A 22,974-nucleotide genomic window follows, 5' to 3' on the forward strand; every position below is an offset into this window, starting at 1 on the left:
CATCCTCGAACGCGCGGTACGCCTCTTCGAGGAAGAGCCGGTGCTGCGGATCGATGAACTCGGCCTCGGACGGCGGAATCCGGAAGAACAGCGAATCGAACGAATCGACGTCGTCGAGCGCGCCGAGCCACTTGCAGTACATCGCGCCAGGCTTGCCGGGCTCGGCGTCGAAGTACTCGCCCACGTTCCAGCGCGCGGGCGGGATCTCCTTCACCGCATCCTCGCCGCGCGCGAGCAGCGACCAGTACGCGTCGAGATCGGGGCTGCCCGGATAGCGGCCCGACATGCCGACGACGGCGATCGGCTCGGCGTCGCGCGGCGCGGCGGCGGCCGGCCCGGGTTGCGGCTTGTCCGCGGCGTCGCCCGCGCGCGCGGCGGACAGCATCCGCTTCGCCTCGTCCGGGCCGATCGCCGCCGCTTTCAGTCGTTCCAGCACATTCCGCAGATTCTGGCGTTCCATGCTTGTTGCGTCCTTTTCGTCTTTTCGTCTTTCGTTCGGATGTCTCGTGGCTTTCGCCCGCCGCGCGAGCCGCGCGCTCAACCGAGCGCGCCCGCCAGCAGCGCCTCGGCCGCCTCGACGCTCAGCTCGCCGCGATGCACGCGCGCGAGCACGTCGTCGAGCGGGACGCCGCCGCCCGGCGCGGGGTTTGCGAGAGTGGCGGGGTTTGCGGGGTTTGCGGCCCGCGCGGCATGTACCGCGCCCGCCGCGTTTTCCGCGGGCGCGGGAGTCGCCGCGCGCGCCCCGGCTGCGTTCGGCGCATGCGCGTCGCCTGCTGCGTTCGGCGCGTGCGCGGTGCCCGACGCGCTTGCCGTCGTCGCCGTCGTCGCTGATGCCGCCTCGGCGTCGGGCAGCGGCGCGCCGCCCGCGCGACGGCGAGCGAGCGCCAGCTCGGACGCGACGAGGCCGCCAAACGCACGCAGCGTCGGATACTGATAGATCTGCGGCGCCGGGATCGACGTGCCGTAGCGGCGGTTGATCGCCTGCACCCATTCGACGCCGATGATCGAATCCACGCCGAGGTCCTGGAACGTCGCGTCGGGCTCGATGTCGTGCGCGTCGGCGAACAGCGCGTCGGCGAGCGTCTCGCGCAGCGCCGCTTCGAGCGCGGCGGGCGCCGGATCGCCCGCGTCGTCCGCCCCGTGCGCGGCGGCGCGCGCGCGCGCCGCCTGCTCGCGCTCGAACGGCGCGGACGCCTCCGCCGCAGCCTCGGGCGCGGCCGTGTCCGCCCGCGCGCCGGACGCAGGCGCGGACGGCGACGCCGCCGCGGCCATCGACGCCTGCGCCGATGCCGCCGCCGACGCCAGATGCCGGGCGAAGCTCGACAGCGTCGGATGGTCGTAGATCGTCGTCGCCGACAGCGCGACGCCGAACCGCCGGTTCACCGCGTCGATCCACTCGACGCCGATGATCGAATCCACGCCGAGCGACACGAATTCGGCGTTGGCGTCGATCGTCTGCGCATCGACGTACAGCGCATCGGCGAGCAGCGCGCGCAGCGCCGGCACGACCGCCTCCGGCGAGACGGCGGGCGCGGCGCTAACCGCATCCGCGCGGCGCGCCTGCGTCGCGACGACGCGCGGTGCGGATTCCTCCGGACGAGATGCCGGCGGCAGGGCTTCGTGCGCGCGGCCGGCGGGCTGCGCGAACGTCACCGTCGGCTTCGCGGCCGGTGCGCGCGCCGACAGATCGAATGCGGCCGCCTCGGCGGGCGGCGACAACGTCACGCCGCCGCGACGGCGCGCGGCCGGTTCGGCCGGTTCGGCCGGTTGAGCCGTGTTCGCCGGGGCCGCCGCGTCGATCGAAGGCCCCGCCACGCGCTTGCGCGCATCGCCCGGTCCCGCGTCGTTCGACCCGGCCGACCCGGCCGACCCGTTCGACCCAGCCGCCCCGTTCGACTCGGCCGGCCCGGCCGCCTCAGCCGAAGCGCCCGAACTTCCCGACGCCACCGAACCCTGCGCCACGCCCGCGATCCCCTTCGCTTGCGTTGCGTCCGCGTGCACACCGGCCGCCTTCGCCAGTTGCTCCGCGTCGGGCACCCAGTAGCGCGTCGGCGCGAACGCGTAGCCCGGCAGCGACACGCGCGCCGGCCGAACGTCGCCGTAACACGGCGTCCAGTCGTCGAAGCGGCCCGCGACCCAGGCGGCGGCGAGCTCGGCGAGCCGCGCGCCGGCGCGCCATTGCGCGAGCTCGCCGGGCGCGAGCGGCTCGCCGAGCGGATCGACGCGGCCGCGCGACACGCCGTCGAGCCCTTCACCGCCGTCGACGAGCGCCGCGAGCTTCTCGCGCAGATCGTCGAGCGACGCCGCGATCACCGCGAGTCGCGCCGGCATCGCCTCGCGGCCGACCTGCAGCGTGTACGCGATCGACGCGAGCGTCGCACCGCCGTCGCGGTCGAGCTCGCCGTCGCGATGCGGCTCGCGCGACAGATGCGCGAGCAGGTTGCGCGCCTGCGCGGCGAGCCGCTCGTCGGTGCGAGCCGACAGCACGACGACGGCCGGACCGTCTTCGTGCGCGCCCCGCTCCGCGCCCGCGACGTCGTACGCCTCGACGACGACGTGCGCGTTCGCGCCGCCCGCGCCGAACGACGACAGGCCGGCGCGCAGCGGCAGCTCGGCCGGCCGGCCCGCCTCGTCGGGCAGGATCGCGCCGCGCCACGGCGCCAACGTCGTCTGCACGACGAACGGCGTATCGGCGAAATCGATGTTCGGATTCGGCGTGTCGGCATGCAGCGACGGCACGAGCCGACGGTGCCGCATCTGCAGCACGATCTTCGTGAGGCCCGCCATGCCGGCCGCGCTCTCGCCGTGGCCGATGTTCGACTTCACCGAGCCGATCGCGCAGAAGCCCTTGTCCGGCGTGTGGCGGCCGAACGCCTGCGCGAGCCCCGCGATCTCGATCGGATCGCCGAGCGACGTGCCGGTGCCGTGCGCCTCGACATAGCCGATGCTGCGCGCGTCGATGCCCGCGCGCGCGAGCGCGTCGCCGATCACGTCGGCCTGCGCGTTCGGGTTCGGCACCGTGTAGCCGTTCGTCTTGCCGCCGTGGTTGAGCGCGGTCGCCTTGATGACCGCGTGAATCCGGTCGCCGTCCGCGATCGCGCGCGCGAGCGGCTTGAGCAGCACCGCGCCCACGCCCTCGCTCGGCACGTAGCCGTCGCCGCCCGCGCCGAAGCTCTCGCAGCGGCCGTTGCTCGACGCGAAGCGGCCCTGCGACAGCATCTGATACTTGTTCGGATGAATCGACACGTTGACGCCGCCCGCCACCGCGACCTCGCATTCGCCGAGCATGAGGCTCTGGCACGCGAGATGGATCGCGCTCAGCGACGACGAGCACATCGTGTCGATCGCCATGCTCGGGCCGTGGAAATCGCAGAAGTACGACACGCGGTTCGCGATCGCGGCGGGATTGCCCGCGAGCGCGACGGGCGTGCCTTCCAGCATGCGCTCGACGCCGTACAGCTGATACTCCTCGTACATCACGCCGACGAACACGCCGACCCGGCGGCTGCGGCTCACGTTGCGGCGCGTGTAGCCCGCATCCTCGAGCGTGTGATACACGCATTCGAGGAACAGCCGCTCCTGCGGGTCCATGATCTGCGCCTCGCGCGCGGAGATGTTGAAGAACGCCGCGTCGAAGCGCGCGACATCGGACAGGAAGCCGCCCCACTTGCTGTAGCTCTTGCCGAGCCGGCCCTTCTGCGGATCGTAGAAGCGCCGGTAATCCCAGCGGTCGGCGGGAATCTCCGTCACGCTGTCGACGCCGCGCGCGAGGTTCCGCCAGAACTGCGCGAGATCGTCCGCCTGCGGATAGCGGCCCGCGATGCCGACGATCGCGATGTCGCCCGCCGCGAACGCGGCCGCGCCGGGCGGCTGCTGCGCAGGCGGCCGCGCGTCGCGATCGCCGCGCGACGCGTGCGGCGCGGCGTTCTCAGTCGTGTTGGTGGTCGCGGTCGCGGTCGCGGTCGCGGTCGCGGTCGCGGTCGCGGTCGTGGTCGTGGTCGTGGTCGTGTTCGTGTTCGCGGTCGCGCTTGCCCGCGAGACCTCCGCCGACGACCTCGCGGCAACGGCGCGCGGTGCCCCGCGAACGCTCGCCGCGTCGGCGTCGGCGCGCCGCTCGTGCGCGGGCCTCGCGCCGTGCGGCGCAGCCGGGTGCGATGCGACGGATGCCGCCGATGCCGCCTGCGTGCCTGCGGCGCGCCGCTCGACGAGCGCGCGGACCCGCTCGCGATGCGTGTGCGCGACGCGCGCCGCGATCGCGCGCAGCGTGCCGTATTCGAAGAACAGCGTCTTCGACAATGGCCCGAGCTGCTTTTCGAGTTGCGTCGTCACCTGCATCACGACGACCGAATCGATGCCGTACGTCGTGAGCTCGGCATCGGGATCGATGCGCGGCGCGGGCAGCTTGATCACGTCGGCAAGCCGCTCGGTCAGCAGCGCGAGCGATGCGTCGACGAGCTCGGACGCGCGCGGCTCGGCCAACGGCGGCACTTCATGCGCGCCGTGCGCTTCGTATGCTTGCGGCGCTTCCTGCGCCTCGCCCGCTTCGCCGCGCGGCGAAGCGGCGTGCGCCGCGTGCGCGTCGCCGCGCGTCGCGGCGGCAAGACGCGACGCGATCTCGTCGAGCGTGAGCCGCGTATCGAGCAGTTCCGCCCGACGCACCGCGCCGCCGGGCTCGACCTGCTCGACAAGCGCGTCGAGCACCTGCCGGTCGACGCCGAATTCGCCGACGGGCACGTGCGCGTCGAGCGCGTCGCGCGCGACGCCGAGCGCCGCGGCAAGCGCATCGCGAAGACGCGCGATCAGCACGGCGCCGGCCATCCCGCGCGCGTCGCCGGCATCCGCGTACGCGCTGCCCGCGTCGCTCGCGCCGGCCGCATCGGCGGCCGAACCCGCGTCGTCGCGCGCGGCGGGCGCAAGCGCGTCACGCAGACGCGCCGGATTCCCGTACAGCGGCATCACCTGCGCCACGCCCGCGCGCACCGCGCGATGGAAGAACGCGAGCCCCGCGTCGCCCGGCATCGCCGACATCCCCGTCTGCGTTTCGAGCAGGCGCTGCGCGTCGGCGCCGATGCGCATCCCGCCGTCGCGCCACAGCGGCCAGTCGATGCTCGTCGTCGCGCCGTGCCGCTCGCCGAGCGCGACGAGCGCGCGGCGATACTGCGCGAAGCCGTCCATGAAACCGTTCGCGGCCGCATAGTCGGCCTGCCCCGGATTGCCGGCCTGCGCGGCGGCCGACGAGAACAGCACGAAGAACGCGAGGCGAACGTCGCGCGTCGCGCGGTCGAGCGCGAGCGTGCCGTCGACCTTCGGGCGCAGCACCGCCGCGACGCCGTCCGCCGTCTTGCGCCGGATGAATTCGTCGCGCAGCACGCCCGCCGCGTGCACCACGCCGTCGAGCCGGCCGTGGCGCTCGAGCACGGACGCGACCGCCGCGGCGATCGCGTCGGCGTCGGCGCAATCGGCCTCGACGTATTCGATGCGCGCGCGCAGCGCATCGAGCGACGATGCGGCGCGCGCGTCGAGCGGCCGCCGCCCGACAAGCACCATGCGCGCGCCCGGGGCGCGCCGGGCCATGTCCTGCGCGAGCAGCCACGCGAGCCCGCCCGCGCCGCCCGTCACCAGATACACGCCGTCGTCGCGCCAGACGGGCGCCGCATGCGCGTCGGCCGTCTGGCCGGCATCGGCCGGCGGCATCGCGTCCGCCCACTCGCGCCACTGCAGCACGTCGCGCGCCGGCCCCTGCCCGTAGCGCACCACCGTTTCGTGCGCGCGCGCCGCGCATTCGGCCAGCCTCGCGCGCAGCGCGGCGCCCGTGTCGTGCGCCGGAACCAGCAGCAATTGGCCGCACATGTGCGGCGCCTCGTGCGACAGCGTGCGCAGAAAGCCCGCCAGCCCGATCATCGGCGCGAACGCCGGCGTATCCGGCACGACCACCTGCAACAGCGCGGGCGCGTCCGGCCGGTCGCGCAGCAGCGCCTGCGTCTCGGCGATCAGCGCCTGCAGCGTCTGTGCGAAGCGCTCGCCGATCGGCGTCGCATCGTTCGCGACAGTCACGACGCGGATGCGATCCGCGCTGCCGCCGGCGTCTAGACGCTGCGCGCCGCAGAGCACGACGAGCGTGTCGGCGAATGCGGGCGCGGCGGCGGCCGCGACGGGCGTCGCGTCCGCCCGCCGCCATTGCGGCGCGAGCGCGACGAGCCCGCGCTCGGCGGCGGGCGCGCTTTCGTAGCGGCGCAGCACGAGGCCGCGCAGCGCGATCCACGGCTCGCCCTGCGGGCCGCACAGCGTGACGTCGACGCGCGCGTCTTCGGTGCGCCGCACGACGCACCACGGCTCGTCGGGCCGCTCGCCGTAAAGCTCGCACGCGTCGAGCGCGAACGGCAGCAGCGGCCGCTCGGCGTCCGATGCGGGCGCGAGGCCCAGCACCGCCTGCAGCGCGCCGTCGAGCAGGCCGCAGTCGAGCGAATCGACGACGTCGGCCGCCGCGTGCGGCGCGGCCGGCGGCGACGCGGCGCGCAGCTTCGCGACGGCGACGCCGTCGCCGCGCCAGAGGGTGTCGAGCGTGCGGAACGCCGGGCCGTACGCCAGGCCGACGCGTTCGAACACGCGATAGCAGTCATCCGCCGTCATTGCGGCGCCGCACTGCGCGCGCCAGCGCGCGAGCGGCAGCGCGGCCGGCGCGGCGACGCGCACGCGACGCGCGCGAGCGCGCGCGAACACCGTCGCGAAGCCCGGTTGCCCGCGCCCGGACGGCGCGGCCGCGCCGATCGTCAGCGCGAGCGTGTCGCCCGCCGCATCGGACGTATCGGACGTATCGGACGTATCGGAAGCTTCGGAAGCTTCGGAAGCTTCGGAAGCGAGCTCGACGCGCACGTGGAGCGGCTCGCCTTCGACGATTGCGGGCCGCATCCACACGAGATCGGTCAAGCGCACCGCGTCGCCCGGCACGCCCGCCTCGCGCAGCGCGCGATACGCGATTTCGATGTAGGCGACGGCGGGCAGCACGGGCCGGCCCGACACGCGATGATCGCGCAGGAACGCTTCGTCGCCGCCGAACACCGACGCGAAGCTCACCCGCTCGAGCGTCGACGTGTTCCGCTGCAGCAGCGGATGCAGCGCGTGCGCCGCGACGGGCTGCGCCGCATCGGGCAACGCGTGCCGCTCGCCCGCGAACGGATAGGCCGGCAGGCTCGCGCGGCGCGGCGTGCGATCGCCGTGCAGCAACGTCCAGTCGATGTCGACGCCGCTCGCCCACGCCTGCGCGACGAGATCGAGCTTGCCCTTCGCGAGCCACGCGCGCACGGTGTCCGCGAGATCGTCGTCGGCCAGGAACGACAGCGGCGTCTTGCGCGTCACGCCGCTGCCGCGATGCACGCGCGCCGCCGCCGCGCCGGCCGCCGGATTCGGCGCGCCGCCCGCCGTGTCGAGCGTGTCGAGCGTGTCGAGCGTGTCGACGAGCGCGTCGAGCGAGTCCGCGACGAACGCGATCCGCTCGGCCATCGCCTCACGGCCGGCTTGCAGCGTGTAGGCGATCTCGGCGAGCGAGTACGGCACGCCCTCGCGCAGACGGCCGCGCAACTGCGCGATGCGTGCGGCGAGCCGGTCGGCGTCGCGCGCCGACAGCACGATCACCTCGGGGCGGTCGGGCCGCGCGTCGCGCTCGCGGCGCGGCGCTTCCTCGACGACCGCGAACGCGTTCGCGCCGCCCGCGCCGAACGACGATACCGTCGCGATCCGCGACTGCGCGGCGTCGCCGTGCGCGTGCGGCCAGTCGTCGCGCTCGCGCTGCAGCACGAACGGCGTGCGCGCGAACGGAATCTTCTCGTTCGGAATCCGCGCGTGCAGCGTCGGCGCGCGCATGCCGTGCGTCATCTGCAGGACGACCTTCGTCAATCCGGCGATGCCGGCCGCGGCCTCCAGGTGGCCGATGTTCGACTTCACCGAGCCGAGCGCGCAGTAGCCCGTGTCGCGATCGCCGCCGCTCGCGGCGAACGCCTGCGCGAGCGCGGCGACTTCGATCGGATCGCCGAGATCGGTGCCGGTGCCGTGCGCCTCGACGTAGCTCACGCGGCGCGCGCGCACGCCCGCGCGTTCGAGCGTCGCGCGGATCAGCTCGCGCTGCGCGTTCGGGTTCGGCACCGTGAAGCCGTTCACCTTGCCGCCGTGGTTGATGCCCGTCGCGCGAATGACGGCGTGCACGTGATCGCCGTCGGCAAGCGCGCGCGACAGCGGCTTGAGCAGCACCGCGCCCACGCCCTCGCCCGGCACGAAGCCGTCCGCGCCCTGCCCGAAGCTCTTGCAGCGCCCGTCGGCCGACAGCATCTGCACGCCCGCCAGCTCGAGAAAATTCGACGGATGCAGGTACAGGTTGACGCCGCCCGCGAGCGCGAGCGCGCACGCGCCCGAGCGGATGTGCTCGCACGCCTCGTGCACGGCGGTGAGCGACGACGAGCACATCGTGTCGATCGGCACGCTCGGGCCGTGCAGGTCGAGCACGTACGACACGCGGTTCACGAGCGCGCTGAACGACGTCTGCGGGTTGTAGCTCTGCCTGAGCGGCCACACGCGCGGGCCGTGCAGCGCGTAGCCCGTCTTCGTGATGCCCGCGAACACGCCGACGCGCTTGCCGTGGCGCTCCGCGAGCAGGCGGCGCGTGTAGCCCGCGTCCTCGAGCGCCGCCCAGCAGGTCTCGATGAACAGCCGGATCTGCGGATCAAGGTTGATCGCCTCGAGCGGCGACATCTGAAAGAACGGCGCATCGAAGCGCTCGTGATCGTCGAGGAACGCGCCCCACTTGCCGTAGCTCTTGCCCGCTTCGAGCGCGCGCGCCCGGTCCGGCTCGAAGAAGCCTTCGAGCGGCCAGCGGCCCGGCGGGATCGTCGTCACGCTGTCGACGCCGCCCGCGAGGTTGCGCCAGAACTGGTCGAGATCGCTCGCCTGCGGGTAGCGGCCCGCGATGCCGATGATCGCGATCGGCTCGTCGCGGCCGGCCGGGGCCGCGGCCGCGCCGGCCGCCCCGACGAATGCATCGGACGACGCACCGGGCGCGCGCGCTCCCGCGCGGCCGACGGCCGTCGCGTCGCCGTCCTCGGCGGGCTGCCGTTCGGCGTCGGCGATGCGCTGCGCGTCGATGTCGCGCGTGTCGCGGGCCAGCATGTCGGAGGCCTGCGCGCTGGAGGCCTGTGCGTCGGAGTCCCGCATGTCGGATACCCGCTCGTCGAAGCCCCGCGCGTCGGATACCCGGAGGTCCGGGGTCCGCACGTCCGGGCGAGACATGTCGACGGCGAGCGTATCGCGCACGCGCACGTCGGCGGCGCGCGCGCCCGGCCGCGCGGCCGCGGCGACGCCGCACCAGTCGCGGCACGCCGCTTCGTGCGCGTGCGCGAGGTGGCCCGCGAGCGCGCCGAGCGTGCCGTATTCGTAGAGCAGCGTCTGCGACAGCGCGTCGAACACGTCGTCGAGCGCGCGGTTGACGGTCATCACGACGACCGAATCGACGCCGTACGCGTCGAACGGCTCGTCGGCGTCAAGGCGCGACACGGCGATCCCGGTCGCCTCGCTCAGCACGTGCTTGAGCCGCTCGGCGACGGCCGCCGCAAGCGACGCGTCACCCGAAGCGGCGTGCGTCCCGGCAACGTCGTCGCCCGGCGCGGATTCGCCGGCCGCCCGTGCGCCCGCCTGACCTTCGGCGAGCGCCGTCGCGCCGGGCGCGTCCGGCCCGACCGTGTTCATGCCGGCCCGATCGCCGCCTGCCGCATCGGCAACGGCCGCATTCGCGCCGGCCGGGCTCGCCGCGCGCGCGTCCGCATCGGCCGCTTCCGCATCGGCCGAATCCGCAGCATGCCCGCCGGCCGCGCCGGCATCGACGCGCAGCAGCCGGCGCAACGTCGTCAAGTGTCCAGCCGCGACGATCACGTGCGGCGCATCGAGCGCAAGGCAGTCTTGCATGGTTCGCATTCCTTCGTCGATCGCGAGCGGCAGCATCCCCGCGCGCGCTTCGAGCGCCGCGAGCGTCGCGTCATCGACGCGCATGCCGCCGTCGCGCCAGATCGGCCAGCCGATCGAGCACGTGCGCCCGCGCCGCTGTCCGCGCGCGACGAGCGTGTTGCGGTGAGCGGCGAACGCGTCCATGAACGCGTTCGCCATCGCATAGTCACTTTGGCCGACGTTGCCGAGCGCGCCGGCCGCCGACGAGAAGCACAGCAGGAAATCGAGCGGCAGCCGCCGCGTCGCCGCGTCCAGATGGACGACGCCCGCCACCTTCGGCGCGCATACCGCCGCGAGGTCTTCGGCGCGCTTGCGCACGATGAAGCCGTCGCGGATCACGCCCGCGCAGTGAACGACGCCGTGCAGCGCGCCGTACTCGGCGACGCAGCCGGCGATCAGCGCGTCGCAATCGGCATGCGACGCGACGTCGGCCTGCCGGTACTGCGCACGCGCGCCCGCCGAGCGCAGCGCGTCGAGCAGCGCGGTCTGCGCCGCGCCTTCGGCCGAGCGGCCCGCGATCACGATCGTCGGGCGCACCGCGCCGCGCGCGATCGTCGCGGCCACGTGCGCGCCGAGCCCGCCCGCGCCGCCCGTGATCAGGAACACGCCGTTCGCGCGCCAGCCGAACGCGCGGTCGGCCGCCCGCGTCTGCGCCCAGCGCAGCGTGTGGCGGCGGCCGTCGAGATAGCGGATGTCGACGTCGCCCGCCGCCGATGCGTTCTCGCGCAGCCGCGCGGCGGCGCCGCCGGCATCGGGCCACGCGTCGAACGCGATCCACTGCGCGACGAGACGCGGATTCTCTTGCGCCGCCGTCTTCAGCAGCGCGGCGAGCGCCGCGCAGTCCCACGCATCGTCGCTCGCGGGCGCGACGACCTGCAGCAGCGCGCGCGCGAGCGGACGCTTCGCGAGCGCCTGCAGTTCGTCCTTGACGAGCGCGAAGAGGCGCGCCGCATGCGACGCGAAGCGGGCGGCGGGATCGCGCTCGTCCGAGCGCAGCGCGACGATCCGCGCGCCGTCCGCGAGCGCGGGCGCCAGCGCCGCGCCGAACGAAGCCGGCGTCTCGCAGAGCACGAGCACGCGCGCATCGAACGCGGGCGCGGCGCTCGCGCTCGGCGAGCATTCGGCCGGCCGCCATTGCGGCGCGAGCACGAGCACGCCCGTGCCCGGCGTTTCCTGCGCGCGGCCGGCCGGCGGACAAACCGGCGCGTCGGCGCGCGGCGCGCCGTGCTCGCCGTGCGCGTCAACGGCCCGGCTCGCGCGGCCGGCGGCCGGCGCAAGCGCCGACTGCGGCGCGACGCCGGGCACCCAGTACGATTCGCGCGCGAACGGATAGGTCGGCAGCGACATGCGTCGCACCGACGGCGCGCGGCGCAGCCGCATCCAGTCGATCGCCGCGCCCCGCACCCACGCGGAGGCGATCGCGCGCGCCGCGTCGGCCGCCGGCCAGCGCGCGAGCGTCGCCTCGTCGACGGCGGGCGCGTGCTGCGCGTCCGCCGCGCGCACGTCGCCGCGCAGCACGCCGGACGCCTGCGCGCCGGACGCTTCGTCTCCGCGCGCGATCGCGTGCAGCAGATCGATCGCGTCGCGCACGCGGCTGACGACGAACGCCGCGCGCCGGTTCATCGGCTCGCGCCCGACTTGAAGCGTGAACGCGACGTCGGCGAGGTCCGCGTCGCCGAGACGCGCGTCGCTCAGATGCGCGGCGAGCCGGGCCGCCATCTCGCGCAGGCGCGCGTCGTCCTTCGCCGACAGCACGCACAGCGCGGGCGCGTCGTCCGTGCCGCTGTCCGCGCCCGCGCGCGGCTCGGGCGCGTTGCGGTACGCGTCGACGATCAGGTGCGCGTTCGCGCCGCCCGCGCCGAAGCTGCTCACGCCCGCGCGGCGCACGCCGCCGTCGCCGGCCGCCCACGGCTCGTTGTCGCGCACGACGCGAAACGGCGAGCGTTCGAGCGCGAGGTTCGGGTTCGGCGCGCCGCCGTGCGACAGGTTGCGCACGAGCGTCGCGTGCTTCATCTGCAGCAGCACCTTCGTCAACTGCGCGATGCCGGCCGCCGCCTCGCTGTGGCCGATCATCGTCTTCACCGACGCGATCGCGCAGAACCCGACGTCGTCGGTGCCCGCGCGGAACACGTCCTCCAGCCCCGCGATCTCGACGGGATCGCCAAGCGCGGTGCCCGTGCCGTGCGCCTCGACGTAGCCGACGCTGCGCGGCGCGACGCCCGCCTGCGCGACCGCCCGCCGGATCGCGAGCGCCTGCGCGTCGGGGCTCGGCACCGCGAAGCCGTTGGTCCGGCCGCCGTGGCTCACGCCGCTGCCGCGGATCACGCCGTGGATCGCATCGCCGTCGCGCTCGGCGTCGGCGAGCGGCTTGAGCAGCACCGCGCCCACCGCCTCGCCCGGCACGTAGCCCGTGCCGCCTTCGTCGAAGGCGCGGCACCGGCCGTCGGCGGCGAGAAAGCGCCCGAGCGACAGCGACACGTACTTGCTCGGGTGCAGCGAAAGATTGACGCCGCCCGCGAGCGCGACGCTCGATTCGCCGCGCCGCAGGCTTTCGCATGCGAGATGGATCGCATAGAGCGACGACGAGCACGCGGTGTCGACGGTCAGGCTCGGCCCCGTGAAGTTCATCACGTACGACACGCGGTTCGAGATCGAGAAGATCTGGCTCGGCGCCGCGAACTGCCGCGCGCCGCGCCGCTGCGCCGCGTCGCTCACGATGAGCTGATACTGGTTGAAGCTCGCGCCGACGAACACGCCGACGCCCGGGCCGTCGCGCAGCGCGGCGAGCGACGCGCGCGTGTAGCCGGCGTCCTCGACGCACGCCCACGCGGTTTCGAGAAAGAGCCGCTCGTGCGGATCGGTGAGCCGCGCTTCGTTCGGCGTGATGCCGAAGAAAAGCGGGTCGAACTGGTCGACATCGGACAGGAACGCGCCCCACTTGCTCGCGCTCTTGCCCTCGGCCGCCGCGCGCGCGGGGTCGGCCTCGTAGAAGCCGTCGAGCGGCCAGCGCTGCGGCGGGATCTCGTCGACGCAGTCGCGGCCCGCGACGAGGTTGCGCCAGAACGCGTCAAGCGTCGGCGCATGCGGATAGCGGCCCGCGAGGCCGATGATCGCGATGTCGAGCGGCGCGGCGGCGGCCGTCTCGCGCGGCGCCGGCCGCGCGGCGCGCGATGCGAGGGCCGCGGGCGGCGATCCGGCTTGCGCCGGCGCGGGCGCGGGCGTCGATGCGGCGGACGACGCGCGCTGCGCCCCATCCGCCCGCCACGCAGCCGGATGACGATGCGCGAGATGCGCGGCGAGCGCGGTCAAGTCGCGGAACCGGAACAGCAGCGTCGTGTCGCGCTCGCCCGTCATCGCCTCGATGCGGCGCGTGAACTCGCCGATCATCAGCGAATCGAGACCGAGCGCATCGAACGTCGTATCGTCGCGCCATTCGTCCGGCCCCAGCCCGGTGACCGATTGCAGGATGTCCGCGACCGCGGCTGCGGCTGCGGCCGCCGCACCGGCGTCGACGTGCGCGCCGGCTTGCGCATCGGCCCTTGCATTAGCCCTTGCATCGGCTTTTACATCGGCTTTCGCGTCGGCGTCCGGCGCAGTCGCGCCGTCGGCCGTCGCGCGCACGGCGGACTGGGCATCCGCTGCGCGAACCCAATAGCGCCGCCGCTCGAACGGATAGGTCGGCAGGCTCACGCGGCGCGGCGCGCCGCTCGAATACGCCGCCGCCCAGTCGATCGCCCGGCCCTCGACCCACGCGGCGGCGAGCCGGTGCGGGTCCGCGTGTTGCGGCGAAAGCGGCTCGGCCGGCTGTTCGTCGGCGCGGGCTCGCCCGCGATGGCCGTCCGGTCGCGGCGCGTCGCCCGTCGCGGCGAACGTGTCGAGCAGCCGCGCCAGATGCGCGACGTCGCGCGCGACGAACGCGGCGCGCTCGGGCAGCGCCTTGCGGCCCACTTGCAGCGTATGCGCGATCGCGCGCAGCGACAGCGCGGCCGCGCCGTCGTTGCGCGCCGCGCCCAGGTCCGTCGCGCCGGCGAGCGCCGCATCGACGGCGCGCGCGTGCTCACGCCGCAACTGCCGCGCGAGCCCGGCGACCGAATCGAGCGCCGCGCGCTCGGGCAGCGCGTCGTCGATGTCGAGCCATGCCTCGAGCGCGCGCGCGAGGCGCCGCCGCTGCGCGGCGTCGACGCCGAACTCGCGCCAGTCCGCGTCGGGATCGATCATGTCGGCTGTGACGCCGAGCTGCTCGGCGAGCAGCTCGGCGATGCGCGCGACGAGCGGCTCGGCCGCCGGCGCCGCGCGCATCGCGTCGCGCAGCGCGCGCGCATACTGCCGCAGCGCCGGCTCGCTCATCGCGGAGAGCACGACGACGGACGGCCCCGCGTCGTCGTGCGTCGCGACGCGCGCGTCCGCGTACGCGTCGACGATCACGTGCGCGTTCGTGCCCGACGCGCCGAACGAGCTCACCGCCGCGCGCAGCGGCGCGCGGCCGCCGCCGGCAAGCGCGCGCGGCTCCCACCGCATCGCCCGCGCCGGCACGAAGAACGGCGACGCCGCGAGATCGATGTGGGGATTGGGCGGCTGCGCGTGCAGCGAGGGCGCGATCGTCCGATGGCGCATCTGCAGCAGCACCTTCGTGAGTCCGGCGACGCCCGCCGCCGCCTCCGCGTGCCCCACCGCCGATTTGATCGAGCCGAGCGCGCAATACTGCGTGTCGCGCGTGTGCGCGCGATACGCGCGCGTCAACCCGTCGATCTCGATCGGATCGCCGAGCGCGGTGCCCGTGCCGTGCGCCTCGACATAGCCGATCGTGCGCGCGTCGACGTTCGCGCGACGCAGGCACTCGCCGATCAGCGCGGCCTGCGCGGCGGGGCTCGGCGCCATGATGCCGGCGACCGCGCCGACGTGGTTCGTCGCGCTCGCGCGAATCACGCCGTGGATCGCGTCGCCGTCCGCGAGCGCGGCCGAAAGCGGCTTGAGCACGAGCGCGCCGCAGCCCTCGGCCGACACGTAGCCGTCGCCGCCCGCGCCGAAACTGCGGCAGCGGCCGTCCGACGCGTGCATGTCCATCAGCGCGCACGACACATACTTCGCCGGATGCAGCGACAGGTTCACGCCGCCCGCGATCGCAACCGCGCATTCACCGGCCGCGAGGCTCTGCGCCGCGAGGTGCACGGCGACGAGCGACGACGAGCACGCGGTGTCGATCGCGACGCTCGGCCCGTGGAAATCGCAGACGTACGACACGCGGTTCGCGACGGGCGCGCGGTTGACGGCGAGCGGCGTCGGCGCGCCCGCGAGCGCGTCGCGCTGGATCAGCGCGTATTCGCTCTGCATCACGCCGACGAACACGCCGACGGGCGCGCCCGCGTCGCCGCCGCCCGGCGCGCGGCGCGCGAGCGTGTCGGGCGTGTGGCCCGCGTCCTCGATCGCCGCCCACGCCGTTTCCAGGAACACGCGTTCCTGCGGGTCCATCACTTCCGCCTCGCGCGGCGTGATCCGGAAAAAGCGCGCGTCAAAGCAATCGGGCGCGTCGATGAAGCCGCCCCATCGCGACACGGGCTTGCCCGACGGCGAACGCACGTGCGCGACGTCGTCGGCGCGCCAGCGCTCGGCGGGCACCTCGGTCACGCAGTCGCGCCCGTCGCGCAGGTTCGCCCACAATTCGTCCAGATCGCGCGCGCCGGGGTAGCGCCCGGCCATGCCGACGACGGCGATGTCGAGCGAGCCGCAGCGCACGGACGCAGGCGGGCGGGCGACGGGATTCGAGCCGTTCGAGCTGTTCGCGTTGCCGGCGTCGTTCGCGTCGGTCCCCGCGCGCGCACCGTCGCGCGCACCGTTCGCATCGCCCGCGCCGGCTCGCGGCGCTGCATGCCGGGCCGCGTCTTCGGTCTCGCGATGCGGCGGCGTCGCGCGCGCCGCGAACGCGGCGCCGTGCTCGGCGTCGAGCCATGCGCCGAGCTCGCGCGCGTTCGCGTGCTCGAACAGCAGCGTCGGCGCCAACGACGCGCCGATCGCCGCGCCGATCGTCTCCGCCAGTTCGAGCAGCATGCCCGAGTCGAGGCCCAGATCGTAAAAGCCCGCGTCCGCATCGATCGCGGCCGGCGCGACGCCGAGCCGCGCGGCGATCGCGTCGCGCACGAATCGCTCGGCCCGCGCGCCGGGCGGCGGTGATGCGTCGTCCGGCAGCGCGCGTTCCGTTCGCGCGCCGTCGGTTCGTCCGTCAACGGTTCGCGCCGCGGCGGGCGCCGCACAGGAACACGCGCCGGAACACGCGCTGCCGGACGCCGCATCCGTGCGCGCCCGCGCCGGCGCGCCGTCGCGCGCGTCGCGCACCGCCTTGCAGGTCACGTCGGTCAGCTCGGCGATCTGCTCGCCGGTCGCGGGATCGAAGAATTCGAACGTCACCGTAACGAGCTCGCGGCGCCGGCGCACCGACGCCCGGCGCACGCGCGCGAGCACGTGCGCGCGAATCGGCCGCGTCGCCCGGAATGCGCCGATATGCAGCGGCAGGTAGAGGCGCGGCGCATCGGCGTCGTCGAACAGATGCGCGAAGAACGCAGCCGAGCCGATGCCGCTGCCGTCGATCAACGCGGGATCGAACAGATACGGACCGGCGTCGCCGTCCGCATTGCCGTCCGTATTGCGCTCCGTATCGCCTTCCGCCTGTCGCGAGGCCGTCGCCGGCCGCACGTCGACGAGCACCTGCTCGGCCGTCAGCCGCGCGGTGCCCCGCGCCTGCATCGCCGCGCCGTGCACGAGCCCGAGCGAGCGGCAGCGTGCGTACAGCGACGCGAGATCGACGACGGTCGCTTCGCCGTTGCCGTGAACGATGTCGCCGGCTGTGCCGACGTTGCCGTCATGCGTCGCGCCGAGTACGGCCGGCGCGTCCATGTCGCCGTCACGCATCGCGCCGAAGGCGGCCGGCGCGGCCTCGCGCAGCCGGACGGTGACGAGCCGGCGCGGCGCCGCGCCCTCGCCGCCGTCGAGCGGCGCGCCTTCGATCGTCAGATGCCAGCCGTCGGCGCGTTCGTCGCGCCACCGCAGCGTCAGCACGACCGCCTCGCCATCGGCGACGGCAAGCGGCGCATGCAGCGTGAGGTCGTGCAGCGCGTGACGCTCGAACGCGATGCCGCGCGCCTCGCCGAGCTGATAGACGAGGTCGAGATAGGCGAGCCCCGGCAGCCAGGGTTCGCCGTCGATCCGGTGGGCGTCGAGCAGCGGATGTTGCGAAGTCAGTACGACTTGGTCTTCCATAAGTTCTCCGGGCGCGATGCGCGAATCAGCGCGCGACGTAACGCGGCCATGCCGCCGCCGTCCGCGCGCTCGCATGTGACGTGCGGGCGTCGAGCCTCCGGCGCGCGAACACGGGCGCGGCGAGCGGCGTGCGCGACGGCCGCGTCGGGCCCTCCCACGCCTGCAGCACCGCGTGCACGTTCGTGCCGCCGTCGGCGAAGCAATTGAGTGCGACCGCGGGGGCCGCGACGTCGAACGGGATCGTTTCCCTGACGAAGCGCAGCCGCGAGCGCTCGATCGGGCTGTGCTGCATCGGCTGCTGCCCCGACAGGAACGGCGGCACGCTGCGGTGATGCAGCATCAGCACGCTCTTGATGAACGCCGCGATGCCCTGCGCGCACAGCGTGTGGCCGATGCTCGGCTTCACGGAGCCGAGCGCGCACCAGGCGGCGTCCCGCGACTGGCCGCCGTACACGGCGCGGATGCTCTTGAGCTCGAGCAGATCGGTCACGCGCGAGCCCGAGCCGTTCGCCTCGACGTGCCGCACGTCGTCGGCGCGCAGCCCGCTTTGCGCGAGCGCGCGGCGCATCACCGCCTGCTGGGCGGCGAAATTCGGGCTCGACGGGCCGGCCGTGCGGCCGTCGTTGTTGACCGCGAGCCCCTTGAGCACCGCGTAGATCGTGTCGCCGTGCGCGCGCGCGGCGGCAAGCGGCTTGAGCATCACGAGGCCCGCGCCCTCGCTCAGCACCGTGCCGTTCGCGCGCTCGTCGAACAGATGGAACGCGCCGTCCGGCGCGAGCAGGCCGCGCTGCTCGAAAAGGCGATGGCCGGCGTCCGACGACAGCAGGCTCACGCCGCCCACGACGGCCGCGTCGATCTCGCCCGCCGCGAGCGCGAGCACGGCCGAGTGCATCGCGACGAGCGCCGACGAGCACGCGGTGTCGACGAGCGCGCACGCGCCGTTCAGGTCGAAGTGCCGCGACAGGTTCGCGGCCAGATAGTTTTGTCCGACCGCGACGATCGGGTGATGCGCGTGCGCAAGCAGCGCGGCGTCGGGCGCGTGCTGGCTGCGGCCGCCGAGAAACACGCCGACGGCCCCGCCCCTGAGCTCTTCCGGACGGTAGCCCGCGTGATGAAACAGCTCGACGCCGAGCTCGAGCAGCAAGAGCGCCTGCGGGTCCATCGCGCGCGCGTCGCCGGGCGCGATGCCGAAATGGTCGGGGTCGAACCGGCCGACGGCGTCGAGAAAGCCGCCGCAAAAGCGATCGGCTTGCGCGAAGCGCTCGCGCGGCGCGGGGCCGATGCCGCGCGCGCCGTCGCGCAGCAGCGCCCAGTACGCGTCGACCGACGGCGCGCCGGGAAAGCGGCAGGCCAGCCCGACGACCGCGATGTCGCACGGGCGCGCCTGCGAATCCCGCATCGGGGATGGCGGGGCGGCGGGTGTCGCCGCTGTTGCCGCTGTCGCCGCTGTTGCCGATGTTGCCGCTGTTGCCGATGTTGCCGGGACTGTCGGCGCTGCCGGACTCGCAGGCGGCGCGGGCGTCTCGATTGCCGCCGATGTCGCGGCCGTCCCGCGCATCGCGCAAGTCGTCTCCACCCGCGCCGCGTCGGCGTGCGTCGCGGCGGCCGGCGAAAGCGCCCGCGGGTCCGGCGCGGCGATCCCAGCCGGCCGCGCGTCGGCCGGCGCGCGCGCGCCTTCGGCCGCGAGCGCTTGCCGCATCAGCTCCGCGCGATGCGCGACGAGCCAATCGGCCAGTTGCGCGACGTCGCCGTACTCGAACAGCAACGACGGATCGAGCGGCGCATCGGCTAGCCGGTTCAGCGGACGCAGCAGTTGCGTCAGCATGATCGAATCGACGCCGTACTCGCGAAACGGCTTCGCCGGATCGAGCGTCCCGCTCGGCAGCGCCAGCTCCCGCGCGAACGTCGACGCGAGCCATGCGCGCACGGCGGCGACGAAAGCGCCCTCGCCTTCGCCCTCGCCATTGCCCTCGCCATTGCCCTCGCCTTCGCCGTCGCCGTCGCGGGCGGCCTCGCCAATGCGGTGGCCATCGCCACCGCCGTCGACGGACGCCGCCCCGCTCGCGATGCCGCTTGCGCCGCCGGACAGGCGGTCGCGGCCGGCTTCCCCCTCCGCCGCGACCACCGAGGCCCGCGCCGCGGCCGGGCCTGCGTCGGACTCGGCGTCAAATGCCGCTCGGTGCGCCGTCCGCGCTCCCAGCCAGTCCAGCCACGGGCGTTCGCCGTCGCGCACGAAGGCGGGCAACACCACCGGCGCGGGCATCCGCTCGAGCGCCCAGTCGAACAGCGCAAGCCCTTGCGCGTCGTCGAGCGCCGACAGCCCGCTTTGCGCATACGCGCGGCTGCGCACCTCGCCCATTCCCGCGCCCCGCCAGTTCGGCCATTGCACGCTGACGACGGGCAGCGCGCGCGCATAGGCGCGCGCGAAGTAGTCAAGCCACGCGTTCGCCGTCGCGTAGTCGGCCTGGCCCGCGCCGAGCGCGGGGATCGCCGCCGCAACCGACGAAAACAGCACGATCCGCTTGACGGGCGCGCCCGCGAGCGCGTCGACGACGGTCGCGAGCCCGGCCGTTTTCGGCTGCAGCACCGCGCGCATCGATTCGCGCGACTTCGCGAAAAACGCCGGCTCGGACCAGTCGACCGCGCCCGCGCAATGAACGAGCGCCGTCACCGCGCCGAGCGTCGGACGCACGCGCGCGAGCTCGGCCGCGACGGCGCGCGCGTCATCGAGCGCGACGGCCGAATATTCGATCCGCGCGCCCATCGCCTCGAGCGCGCGCAGCCCGGCCGCCCGCCGCGCGAAATCCGCGTCGCGCGCGCCGAGCGCGTCCCATTCCGAACGCGGCGGCAGCGCGGTCCTGCCCGTCAGCAGCAGCCGGCGCACCCCGTGGCGCGACACGAGGTGCCGCGCGCACGTCAGGCCGAGTCCGCGCGTGCCGCCCGTGATCCATACGCAATCGTCGGGGCCGAGCACGCTCGCGCGCGGCGCGCGCCCGGGCGCGTCGACGTCGGCATCGATGTCGAGCGGACGCACGATCGCGCGCTCGCGCACGCCGTCGCGATAGCGGCAATGCACATCGGCCGACGCGCCGTCGTATTCGGCCGCCACGAGCGCCGCGAGCGCCGACGGCTCGCCGCCTTCGGGCAAATCGACGACGCGCGACGCGACGCTCGGATATTCGGCGGCCAGCGCGAGATACAGCCCCGCCTGCCAGGCGCCCGCGAGGCCGGCCGCGCCGCGCGCGGGCGTCTCGAGCCCTGCCGTGACGGCGTACAGCGCGCGCGGCCGGCTCGCGACCACCCGCTGCACGAGCGCGAGCCACCGCATCTCGTCGATCGGCTCGCGCGCGCAGCCTGTCAGGTCGACGACGCCCGCCGCCGCGGGCAGGCGGTCGAACGAGGCGTCGTCGCACACGTCGATCAGCGCCGCATCCGGCAGCATCGGCGCGAGCGCGTCGGCGAGCGCGCGGTTCGCCGCGCAGCGGCCGACCATCAGGATGCGCGTCGCCACAGGCCGCGCGCCGGACACGGCCGGCGCGCCGAGCGGCGCGGACGTCCAGTCCCTCACGAGCGCGACGCGCCGGCGCGCGCCAGCCTCGTCCGCGGGCGGCCGCGGCAGCCAATAGCGCTCGCGCGCGAACGGATACGTCGGCGCGTTCACGCGCACGCGCTCGGCGAGCGCCGCGCCATGCGCGGCGGGCCAGTCGATCTCCGCGCCCGCCACCCATGCGCGCGCGAGCGCGTCCCAGGCGTGCGCATGCGTGAGCGCTTCGCGCGCCGCCCCCGTACCGGCGCCGCCCTGCGCCGCGCCTGCGACGAGCGCCGGATGCGGCCGGCCGTCGACGAACGCGCTCAACGCGTCGCGCAGCGTATCGACGGCATCCGCGGCGATCGCGAGCCGATGCGGCATCGCCGCGCGCCCCGTCTGCAGCGTGTACGCGAGGTCCGGCAACGATACCGGCGACGTGTCGCTCACGTGGCGCAGCAGACGCCGCGCATAGTCGCGCAGGCGCTCGGCGTCGCGCGCGGACAGGACGACGAGCGCGTCCGTCGCCGGGTGCCGCGCGCTCGGGGTTTCCGGGGCTTCCGGGACTTCCGGTCGGCGCGGTGCGTTCGCGGCGTTCGACGCCGGCAGCGCGTCCCGCACGCCGGAGACGTTTGACGCATCCGGTACGCCCGACGCGTGCGCCGCGCCCGACGCATGCGAGGCGGCGCCGCGCGCCCGGCCGCGATATTCGTCGACGATCACGTGCGCGTTCGTCCCGCTCAGCCCGAACGAGCTGATCGCGGCGCGGCGCGGGCGATCCGCGCGCCGCGGCCACGGCTGCGCGTGCGTGACGACGCGAAACGGCGAGGCGGCGAAATCGAAATGCTCGTTCGGCGCGTCGAAATGCAGGCTCGGCGCGAGCGCGCCGTGCTCGAGCGCGAGCATGACCTTGTGCAGGCTCGCGACGCCCGCCGCCGCCGACGTGTGACCGATGTTCGTCTTCACCGAGCCGATCGCGCACGCGCCGGCGGCCGCGCCCGCTTCGCGATAGACGTCGGCGAGCGCGCGCAGCTCGATCGGATCGCCGAGCTTCGTGCCCGTGCCGTGCATCTCGCAGTAGTCGACGCTCGTCGCGTCGATCCCGAAACGCGCGTACACGTCGCGCACGAGCGCGCTCTGGCTCGCCGCGCTCGGCGCGGTGATGCCGTTCGTCTTGCCGTCCTGGTTGATGCCGCTCGCCGCGATCGTCGCGAGAATCCGGTCGCCGTCGCGCTCGGCCGCGTCGAGCCGCTTGAGCAGCACCGCGCCCGCGCCCTCGCCCGGCACGAAGCCGTCGGCGTCGTTGTCGAACGCGCGGCACGCGCCGCGCGCCGACAGCATGTTCGCGCCGCACATCGCGACGTACGACTCGGCCGTCAGATACAGCGACACGCCGCATGCGAGCGCCATCTCCACCTCGCCCGCGCGCAGCGCCTGGCACGCGAGATGGACGGCGACGAGCGACGACGAGCACGCGGTGTCGAGCGCGAGCGCGGGCCCCTTGAGGTCGAGCCAGTACGCGATGCGCGCGGCCGCGATCGAGAACGCGTTGCCGGTCGCGTTCACGATCGGCGCGCGCTCGCGCGCGAGCATCATCGCGTATTCGTTGCTCATGATGCCGAGATAGACGCCGCACGCGCGGCCGCCGAGCCGCTGCGGCGTGTAGCCGGCATCCTCGAACGCGCGGTACGCCTCCTCGAGCACGATGCGGTGCTGCGGATCGATGTACTGCGCCTCGGCGGGCGAGATGTGGAAAAACAGCGGATCGAAGCAATCGATGTCGTCCAGCGCGCCGAGCGCGCGGCAATAGATCCTGCCCGGCTCGCCGCGCCGCGCGTCGAACCATGCGTCCGTGTCCCAGCGCGACGGCGCGATCGGGCGCACCGAGTCGCGCCCCGCCGCCAGATTGCGCCAGTACGCGGCGAGATCCGGCGCGTCCGGATAGCGCCCCGAGCGGCCGATGATCGCGATCGGCATGGCGTCGGCCGCGGCCGCCGATTCGGCCGTCTTCGCCGCATGCGCGGCACGCTCGCCGTTCGCCGCGCTCGCCCCGCTTGCCGCATCGCCCGCATCGGCCGCATCGGCCGCGCCGTTCGCACCCGCCGCATCCGCCGCCGCCCGCGCGCTGCGCAGCGCCGCATGCGCCTCTTCGCGCGACAGCCGCCCGTCGCGCAGCGCCTCGAAGATCTCCTTGCTGGATCGCATGGCGT

Annotated in this window: 2 protein-coding genes and 1 pseudogene (1 of these 3 running past the window's edge); all 3 read right to left on the minus strand. The window is 74.5% G+C overall.

The window, feature by feature from the left end:
* Window positions 1–991, minus strand: partial view of an SDR family NAD(P)-dependent oxidoreductase gene (locus BTH_RS30275; RefSeq protein WP_407637788.1) — the 5' portion only. 12,554 nt of this gene lie to the left of the window's left edge; only the first 991 of its 13,545 coding nucleotides appear in the window; the start codon lies at window positions 989–991; its stop codon lies off the left edge, out of view.
* Window positions 964–17,313, minus strand: a pseudogene (locus BTH_RS08525) (SDR family NAD(P)-dependent oxidoreductase); the annotation flags it as partial. The gene BTH_RS30275 and the pseudogene BTH_RS08525, both read right to left, overlap by 28 nt.
* Complete coding sequence (locus BTH_RS35605; RefSeq protein WP_009897624.1) at window positions 17,264–22,969, minus strand: beta-ketoacyl synthase N-terminal-like domain-containing protein; 5,706 nt, start codon at window positions 22,967–22,969, stop codon at window positions 17,264–17,266. The pseudogene BTH_RS08525 and the gene BTH_RS35605, both read right to left, overlap by 50 nt.
* Window positions 22,970–22,974: the final 5 nt, after the last annotated feature.

Source organism: Burkholderia thailandensis E264, from assembly GCF_000012365.1.
Taxonomy (GTDB): Bacteria; Pseudomonadota; Gammaproteobacteria; order Burkholderiales; family Burkholderiaceae; genus Burkholderia; species Burkholderia thailandensis.

Bases quoted from the DNA above. Each gene is read 5' to 3' on its own strand.
- BTH_RS35605 (WP_009897624.1), bottom strand. From the start codon at position 22,969: ATGCGATCCAGCAAGGAGATCTTCGAGGCGCTGCGCGACGGGCGGCTG.